This is a genomic window from Dietzia sp. B44 (assembly GCF_014145245.1).
Lineage (GTDB): Bacteria > Actinomycetota > Actinomycetes > Mycobacteriales > Mycobacteriaceae > Dietzia > Dietzia natronolimnaea.
In genome coordinates, this window is the sequence record NZ_JAALEF010000122.1 from 1 (window position 1) to 8,250 (window position 8,250).

At 70.7% G+C, this 8,250-nt stretch carries 8 protein-coding genes and 2 tRNA genes; 8 read left to right on the forward strand and 2 right to left on the reverse strand.

The window, feature by feature from the left end; genetic code table 11:
• Both dnaG and G6017_RS04905 read left to right on the forward strand, forming a co-directional pair.
• A partial coding sequence (gene dnaG, locus G6017_RS04900) for a DNA primase (RefSeq protein ID WP_524536245.1) occupies positions 1-536 on the forward strand: 536 nt, incomplete at its 5' end.
• Positions 537-617: 81 nt separating this feature from the next.
• Positions 618-690: transfer RNA gene (locus G6017_RS04905), tRNA-Asn, on the forward strand.
• Between the two features lie 52 nt (positions 691-742).
• Here the strand turns inward: G6017_RS04905 and G6017_RS04910 are convergent.
• On the reverse strand, positions 743-1,165 hold the full coding sequence (locus G6017_RS04910) for a nuclear transport factor 2 family protein (protein WP_182616202.1): 423 nt from the start codon (positions 1,163-1,165) through the stop codon (positions 743-745).
• A gap of 58 nt (positions 1,166-1,223) precedes the next feature.
• Here G6017_RS04910 and G6017_RS04915 point away from each other — a divergent pair, with 58 nt between their 5' ends.
• Positions 1,224-2,609 (forward strand): carboxylesterase/lipase family protein, encoded by a 1,386-nt coding sequence (locus G6017_RS04915; protein WP_182611192.1) that lies wholly within the window; start codon positions 1,224-1,226, stop codon positions 2,607-2,609.
• Between the two features lie 55 nt (positions 2,610-2,664).
• Positions 2,665-2,741, forward strand: a tRNA-Ile gene (locus G6017_RS04920).
• 30 nt (positions 2,742-2,771) lie between these two features.
• On the opposite strand, the gene G6017_RS04925 is transcribed toward G6017_RS04920, so the two are convergent.
• Positions 2,772-3,881: an alpha/beta hydrolase gene (locus G6017_RS04925; RefSeq protein ID WP_241730530.1), complete on the reverse strand. Its 1,110-nt coding sequence runs from the start codon at positions 3,879-3,881 to the stop codon at positions 2,772-2,774.
• 59 nt (positions 3,882-3,940) lie between these two features.
• Between G6017_RS04925 and G6017_RS04930 the strand changes: the two genes are divergently transcribed.
• The 4 genes from G6017_RS04930 (at position 3,941) to G6017_RS04945 (ending at position 8,152) form a co-directional block, all read left to right on the forward strand.
• On the forward strand, positions 3,941-4,903 hold the full coding sequence (locus tag G6017_RS04930; protein WP_179524983.1) for an ABC transporter ATP-binding protein: 963 nt from the start codon (positions 3,941-3,943) through the stop codon (positions 4,901-4,903).
• Positions 4,900-6,480, forward strand: a complete 1,581-nt coding sequence (locus tag G6017_RS04935) for an ABC transporter permease (RefSeq protein WP_182616204.1) — start codon at positions 4,900-4,902, stop codon at positions 6,478-6,480. Before G6017_RS04930 ends, G6017_RS04935 begins: the two co-directional genes overlap by 4 nt.
• Positions 6,481-6,562: 82 nt before the next feature.
• A complete protein-coding gene (locus G6017_RS04940) occupies positions 6,563-7,438 on the forward strand; it encodes a serine hydrolase domain-containing protein (protein WP_179524985.1) in 876 nt (291 codons plus the stop codon).
• 204 nt (positions 7,439-7,642) lie between these two features.
• The gene (locus G6017_RS04945) at positions 7,643-8,152 is read left to right on the forward strand and encodes a DUF3145 domain-containing protein (protein ID WP_179524986.1); all 510 of its coding nucleotides are present in this window, start codon (positions 7,643-7,645) and stop codon (positions 8,150-8,152) included.
• The last annotated feature ends 98 nt before the right edge of the window (positions 8,153-8,250 follow it).

Below are 8,250 nucleotides of genomic sequence, written 5' to 3' on the forward strand. Positions count from 1 at the left end.
CGGACCAGCAGCCCCCCGCGGCGCCGACGGGCGTCCCCCTGCCCTCGGCGTCGGACCCGGTGCTCTGGCCGCAGCGCGAGGCGCTCAAGGCGGCACTGCAGTACCCGGGCCTGGCGGGACCGCTCTTCGACTCGCTCCCGGGCGAGTGCTACACCCATCCCGCCTACGCCCTGATCGCGGACGCGCTGTCCGCGGCCGGGGGGTGCGCCTCCGGGAAGAGCGGCGCGAACTGGGTGTCCGAGGTGTCGCGGGGACTCGAGGACGACGGTCTGCAGCGGCTGGTGGGCCTCATGGCGGTCGAGACGCTCCGCGTGGCCGAGGACGCGCTGCCCCGCTACGTCTCCGGCGTGCTCGCCCGCCTACAGGAGGTGTGGGTGTCCGGCCAGATCGCCGACCTCAAGTCCAAGGTCCAGCGGATGAGTCCGGCGGCCGACCCGGAGGGGTACTCGGCGCTGTTCGGCGACCTCGTGGCGTTGGAGGAATACCGGCGCGGACTGCTCGAGCAGGCCGTGGGCGCCACGCCCGACATCGCCTGAGCTCGCGATTTGGTCCGATGGTCGCCCTCGCACTAAGGTGAGTTCTCGGTGTCCGACGTGCTCGTCGGTCACCGGCAGCAATCCCCCATAGCTCAATTGGCAGAGCATTCGACTGTTAATCGAAGGGTTTCTGGTTCGAGTCCAGATGGGGGAGCAGTAGATCAGGCCGGAGGAGACACTCCTCCGGCCTGATCCGCATTTCGGGGTTAGCCGGGCTGGAGTGTCCGGAAGTCGCCGCGGTCGAAGTCGACGCGGAACCGCCTGGAGACGATCCGCCAGCCCGCGGGGGTCCTGGTCCACAGGTCGGAGTACTCGCCGAAGCACTCGTAGCTCAGTCCGGCCTGGTCTCCCGTCCCGAGGTGAAGCACCCGCGCGTACGTCAGACTCCTCGCCCGGTCCTCGTCTCCGTCGAGCGCGAGGTGCACCCTGTGGTTGCCCAGCAGATGCTGGGAGGGGCCACACCCGCCGAGGTGGTCCCGCACCGTCCGGACGATCTGCTCCCGACCGGCCGCCCCGTACCCGGTCGCGGATTCGGTGAACAGCTCTCCCAGCCCGTCCCAGTCGCGGGTGTCCAGAGCGGTGGCGATGTCCGCCAGCCGCTCGATGATCTGGTCCCTGTCACTGCTCATCACCTTTTCCTAGCAGGGATCGCCGGGCGATCTCAGCCTTCGTCGTTAACCTGGCGCCATGACCGACGCCGAAGTCACCCTCTCGACCGGCCGCGTCCGTGGGACCGAGCTCGGTGACGTCGTCCGCTTCTACGGCATCCCGTACGCCGAGGACCCGGTCGGCGAGCTGCGCTTCGCCTCCCCGGTCCGTAGAGCGCCGTGGGACGGGGTCCGTGATGCGACGAGGCCCGCCGCCACCGCCCAGAGGCTGAGGTTCGACCCGGACCCGGCGATCCCCGAGCCGATCGTCGCGGGCACCGACATCCTGCACGTGGACGTGTGGGCGCCGGCGACGGGTTCCGGGCACCCGGTGATGGTGTGGATCCACGGGGGCGGCTGGGAATCGGGGTCGTCCCATCAGCCGTGGTTCGACGGTGCGACCTTCGCCCGCCGGGGGATCATCGTGGTCTCGGTGGGCTACCGCCTGGGTGTCGAGGGCTTCACGCCGTTCCCCGACGCCCCGGACAATCGCGGGATGCTCGACTGGATCGCCGCCCTCGAGTGGGTCCGGGACGAGATCGCCGCGTTCGGCGGAGATCCCGACAGGGTGACGGTCACCGGGCAGTCGGCCGGCGGGGGAGCGGTGCTGTGCCTGTTGGGTTCACCGCCGGCGGCAGGGCTGTTCCACGGGGCGATCGCGGCGTCACCGGCGGTCCTGCGGGCCCCGGCGACCCGCCCGCCCAAGGGGATCACCGCGGAGGAGCTGGCGGCCGGGGGACGTGGCGCCGTGGACGAGTTCCATCGGCGCCTCCGGCGCGAGAACCAGTTCACGCTCCCGTTCCGTCCGGTGGTCGGAGGCGAGACGGTCCCGGCCCCTCCCCTCGAGGCGGTCGCCGCAGGCCCTTCAACGAGCGTCCCGCTGCTCATCGGTTCCACCGCGACGGAGTTCGAGGCCGTCTCGGACAAGCTCCCGGGTCCGGCGCTGGTGCCGGGGGCCGCGTTCATGGCGGTGTCCCAGCAACTCCCCAGGCAGGGGCTCAGGGCGCTGGCCCGGCAGTCGAACGGCCGGTCTCTGCGACGGAGCGTGGGCGCGGTGATCGACGCGGCCGCGATCCACTCCACGGTGGCCCGCGCAGCCGAGACCAGGGTGGCCGCCGGCGACCCGACGTGGGTGTACGACTTCTGCTGGACCGGGGGAAACGGGCCCAGGCACTGCGCCGACCTTCCGTTCTTCTGGGCCGTCCCGGACGGGGAGAACGTGGAACGCTATCTCGGTGCCCCGCCGCCGGCGGGTCTGGTCGAGGGGATGCACGACTCGTGGGTCGACTTCGTGACCACCGGCGATCCGGGTCATCCCGCCTATGAGTCGCCCGAGCGGCTGGTCATGGCATGGGACGACCCGCCCTCGCAGGTCGCCGACGGACTCTCGGCAGTGCGTGCCGTCTGGTGGCCGGAGGACCGGTGAGGGGTCTTGCTACGATTGCGCGGCACGTGCCGGTGGATGCTCCCGGCGCGTGCGGGGGGCTATAGCTCAGTTGGTTAGAGCCGCGGACTCATAATCCGCTGGTCGCGGGTTCGAGCCCCGCTGGCCCCACCATCACGACGCCGATGCGCCGACCACCCCGGGTCAGTACGCCAGACCCATCCGCAGCGCTCCGACCGCCTCCGAGAGCGCGGCGCGCGCGAGCGGGGTGGCGCCGACGGCGTTGACGAACGGGTGGACCATCGTGGAATGCCGGCGCAGCGAGACCTTGACGCCGGCGTCGGCCATCTTCCGCGCGTACGCCTCGCCCTCATCGCGCAGCGGGTCGAACCCGCCGGTGGCGACGTGCGCCGGGGGCAGGCCGGAGAAGTCCTCGGCCAGCAGCGGGGAGGCCCGCGGGTCGAGGCGGTCGTCGTCGGAACGCAGGTAGGTGTTCTCGTAGAAGTCCATGTTCTTCCCCGTGAGGAAGAAGCCCTCGCCGAACAGCTCGAACGAGCGGGTCCGCGTCGACATGTTGGTCGCGGGGACGAACAGCAGTTGGAAGTCGGGGGTCTTCTCGCCGGCGTCGCGGGTCTGTTGACACACGACCGCCGCCAGGTTCCCGCCCGCGCTGTCGCCGCCCACCGCGATGCGCGTCGGGTCGACCCCGAGGGACCCGGCGTTGTCCCGCACGTACCGGAACGAGGCCAGGGCGTCCTCGGCCGCCGTGGGGAAGAGGAACTCGGGGGCCAGACGGTAGTCCACGCTGAGAACCTTGAGGCCGCCCATCCGCGCGATGTACCGGCAGGTCGCATCGTGGGAGTCGATGCTCCCGAGCACCCACCCGCCGCCGTGGAAGAACACGAGCATCGGCAGCGCTTCGTCGCCGTGGACGGGGGAGTACAGGCGGGCGGGCAGGTCGGCCCGGGCGGTCTCGTCGCCGGGCTGATCCGTTCCGGCGAGCGGGAGGACGAGGTCCTTGACGACGGCGAGGTCGATCCGGTTCCCCGAGACGGTGTACGCCGACCGCTCCACCGTCTGGCGTGCCTGTTCGACCGGCATGTCCTCGTACTCGCCCTCGGACAACAGGGACATCACCCGGACCCCGGCCTGGAAATGCGGGTCCAGCACCTGGCCGTCGATCCTCCGGGGGGCGCCACCTGCCAGCTGGATGACCGGACCGGGTAGAGAACCAGAGGCGGTCATGGCCGCCTTGGTGAGGCGGTCGGCGATCGAGGGGCGGAAAGTCCTGTGTCCGGACATCGGTGAGCGCATTGCCACATTGTGCCGAGGATGGAGAGGATGATCGGGGAGAATCGACGAAGGGACTGGTCATGCGTTCAGATTCGGACCCGGTGGTGCACGTCGAGGGCCTGGTCAAGACGTTCGGCGCCACCCGGGCGCTCGACGGCCTGGACCTCGACGTCCGCCGCGGCGAGGTACACGGCTTCCTGGGGCCCAACGGTTCCGGGAAATCCACCACCATCAGGATCCTGCTGGGTCTGATGCGGTCCGATTCGGGACGGGTGACCCTGTTCGGCCGCGATCCGTGGCGCGATGCGGTCGACCTCCACTCCAGGCTGGCGTACGTCCCGGGGGAGGTGACGCTGTGGCCCCGCCTGACCGGCGGCCAGTGCATCGACATACTGGGACGAGCGCTGGGGGGACTGGACCCGGCACGCCGCGACCAGCTGATCGAACGCTTCCGCCTGGACCCCACCAAGCGCACCCGTGACTACTCCAAGGGGAACCGGCAGAAGGTCTCACTCGTGGCGGCCCTGGCGTCCGGCGCCGAACTGCTCGTGTTGGACGAGCCCACCTCCGGTCTGGATCCGCTGATGGAGCAGGTGTTCCAGGGCTGCGTCCGGGAGGCCGTCGACGGTGGTTCCACCGTGCTGCTCTCCAGCCACATCATGGGTGAGGTCGAGGCGCTGGCCGATCGGGTGAGCATCATCCGCGACGGCCGCACGATCAGCTCGGGCACCCTGGGCGACCTGCGCCGCCACACCACCACGGAGGTCCACGCCGTCACCGACACCGATCCCCGCGCACTGGAGACCGTGGGCGGGGTCGACGGTCTGCGGTTGGAGCGCTCCGGGGACGGGCGGTTCGACGTCCGCTGCCACGTGCCGGCAGAGCGGCTCGCCGAGGTCACGGGGATCCTGCACGCGGCCGGCATACACACCCTCACCGCCACCCCACCCAGCCTGGACGACCTCTTCCTCTCCGCCTACTCGGGCGCGGGGGCCGCAGGGGGACCCGCAGAGGCGGGCACGACCCCCGGCGGGTCGCGGTGAACTCCGCATTCGCCGGCACAGGCCTGCTGGCCCGGATCGACCTGCGGACGGGGTGGCGCTCCGCCGCCGCGTGGGTCCTCGGGCTGGTCGCGCTGTATCTGCTCACCGCCGTCTCGATAGCGGCCCTGTACGACACGCCGGAGAAGCTCGCCACCTACTCCGCCTCCCTGGGCGAGGCGATGGTGATGCTCAACGGACGTATAGCGGGGCTCGACACCCTGGGTGGGGTCATGATGAACGAGTACGCGTTCATCGCCTCCTTCGCGATCCCGATCATGGCGATCGCCCTGACCGCTCGGTCCACCCGCCGGGAGGAGGAGACCGGCAGGACGGAACTCCTCCTGTCCGCCCGGACGGGTCGGCTCGCCCCGGTCACGGCGGCCCTCGTCGTCGTCGCCGGCGTGTTCCTCCTCCTCGGCGCCGGAATCTGGGCGTCGACGCTCGCCATCCCGGTCGACCGGACCGGGGCCGCGCTCTACGCGGCGTCGATCGTCGCCACCGGATGGGTATACGCCGCTGCCACTGCCGTGCTCGCGCAGGTGGTGGCCCACAACCGCACCGTGTGGGCGACGGGCATGACCTTGGCCGGACTCACCCTCGTCCTGCGGGGGATCGGGGACACCAACGACAACTGGGTGAGCTGGACCTCCCCCCTGGGGTGGCACGGGTTGGTCCGGCCGTTCGGGGACCCCTCCGCACTCCCGCTGGTGGTGGCCGTCGTGACGGCCGGAGCTCTGTCCGCCGCCGCCCTGTGGCTCTCCGGCCGCCGCGATGTCGGCGCCGGGTTGGTGCCGGCCCGGACGGGCTCGGCCACGGCGTCGAGGTGGCGGGCGTCCGAGCTCGGCGTGGCGGTACACCAGCACCTCGGTGCGTTCATCGGATGGACGGTCGGGGTCGTGGCGCTCATGACCATGTACGGCGCCCTGATGAACGTCGTGGTCGAGGCGATCATGTCCAACCCCGCCCTCGCGGCCTTCCTGGTCGAGTCCCCGGCCCTCGTCGACTCCCTCGTGCAGATGCTCGTCGTGTTCGTCGGGATCCTCGGCGCGGGGTTCGCCCTCCAGACCCTCGGCGGACTGCGGGGGGAGGAGACCACGGGACGGTTGGAGCTCGAACTCGCGGCCGGCCGCTCGAGATGGTCACTGTTGGCCCTGCACACCGCTGTGGTCGCCGCGGGCGCCGTCCTGGTCGTGGTGGCGGGTTCCGCGGCCTTCGCGCTGGCCACCTCCGTCGCCCTCGACGACCCGGACTCGCTGGGGCGCATCGTCGCGGCCGGGTCCTGGCAGGTGCCGGCCGCGCTCGTATTCGTCGGGGTGTCGGTAGCTCTGTTCGGGTGGGTACCCCGCATGCAGGCCCTGGCCTGGGCGCTGTTCGCCGTCTCCGCGGTCGTCACGTTCATGGGCCCCACCCTCAGACTCACCGAGTCCCAGATGCGCCTGTCACCGTTCGGTGCGGTGGGGCGGGCCCCCGTCGGGCCGGTCGACACGATCGGGGTGGCGGTACTGCTGCTTGTGGCGGTCGCCCTGGTGGGCGCGGGGCTGGTCGGGTTCCGTCGGCGCGACGTGCCGCGGACGTGACCGCCGAGCTGACACACTGACCACACAGCTGTAGACGATCCGGCCGACGACGGCCCGATCTGACATCACCCGGGAGGATCACATGTCGGACGAGTTCGATCGAGACCGGCTGGACGCAGCCCTGGCGGCCGTCGAGGACTGGCCGGTGGACAACGTCTCGGCAGCGGTCGTCGGTCCGGAGGGGCTCCTGGCCGTGCGTGGCGACGAGGACCGCGTCTACCGTCTCGCCTCGGTGACCAAACCGATAGTGGCCGTGGCCGCGCTCCTCGCTGTCGAGGAGGAGGCGATCTCCCTCGACGAGGCCGCCGGGCCCGAGGGCTCGACCGTCCGCCACCTGTTGGCCCACGCATCCGGTCTGGACTTCAGTGATCGCGGGAAGGTGCGCGCCGGGCCGGGGGAGCGACGCATCTACTCCTCGGCCGGCTTCGAGGTGCTCGCGGACCACATCGCCGACGCCACGGGGATCGCCTTCCCCGACTACCTCACCGAGGCCGTGTGTCAGCCGCTCGGGATGGGATCGACGGTGCTCGAGGGCTCGGCCGGACACGGCGCCTCGGCCAGCCTCGCCGACCTGGTCGCCTTCGCGACCGAACTCGTGGCACCGCGGCTCCTGGCGCCCGAGACACTGGAGGAGGCGGTGAACGAGCAGTTCCGCGGCCTCGACGGCGTCGTGCCCGGTTACGGAATGCACAAACCGTGTCCGTGGGGTCTGGGGTTCGAACTCCGGGAGGCCAAGTATCCCCACTGGACCGGCCAGCACAATTCTCCCGGGACCTTCGGGCACTTCGGACAGTCGGGCACGTTGCTGTGGGTGCAGCCCGAGATCGAGACGGCCCTGGTCGTGCTCACCGACCGCGACTTCGGGGACTGGGCCAAACCGCTGTGGCCGGAGTTGTCGGACAGGGTGGTGGACGCCGCAACCCGTCGCAGCCGCCCGGAGGACTCCCTCGGGGGCTGACGCACCCTCCTCGCCGACACGCCGCCGGGGACTCACACCGGCGGGATTACGGTGCTGTAACTTTGCTGAGAATGCAGAAGTGTCGCTGGTGTAATTCGTTCACTTGAGGCACAGTTGTGTACTACAACCACATACGAATCATCGTTCACACGATATCGCGAGGTCGTTGGGGAAGACGTCCCTCAGTGAGTCGGGAGTGAAGCGATGTCTGATCTGAACCATTTCGCGGATACGACGACCGGCGTGGTGTTCATCCATGCCGCGCCTACCGCGTTGTGCCCTCACGTCGAGTGGGCTCTCGCGAGCACCCTCGACGCGTCCTCCGCCATGCGTTGGGAGGACCAGCCGGCCCAGCCGGGCGCCCGCAAGGCGATCGTCGACTGGATCGGTCCGGTCGGCACCGGTGCTCGCCTGGCCGATTCGCTGGCCAAGTGGTCGATGCTGGCCTTCGAGGTCACCGAGGACCCGAGCGACCTCGTCGACGGCGAACGCTTCTCGCACACCCCGGAACTCGGGATGTGGCGAGGCCAGACGGGCGCGAGCGGGGACGTGGTGATCGGGGAGAACAGGCTCCGGCACCTCATGGCCGCAGGCCCCGCCGCGTTCCACGCCTCGGTGGACGCCGAACTCGGCACCGCATGGGACCGCGCGCTGGAGCCGCTCCGCGGGCATCCCGCCGCTGCCGAGGTCACCTGGCTCTCCCGCGTCGGCTGACGAGCGCCGACAGGCCGGTTCCGGTCGGCGATCCCCGACTCACGACGACTCGCCGACGAACGCCCGCACCCTCTCGGGGTGCGGGCGTTCTCGTGCCG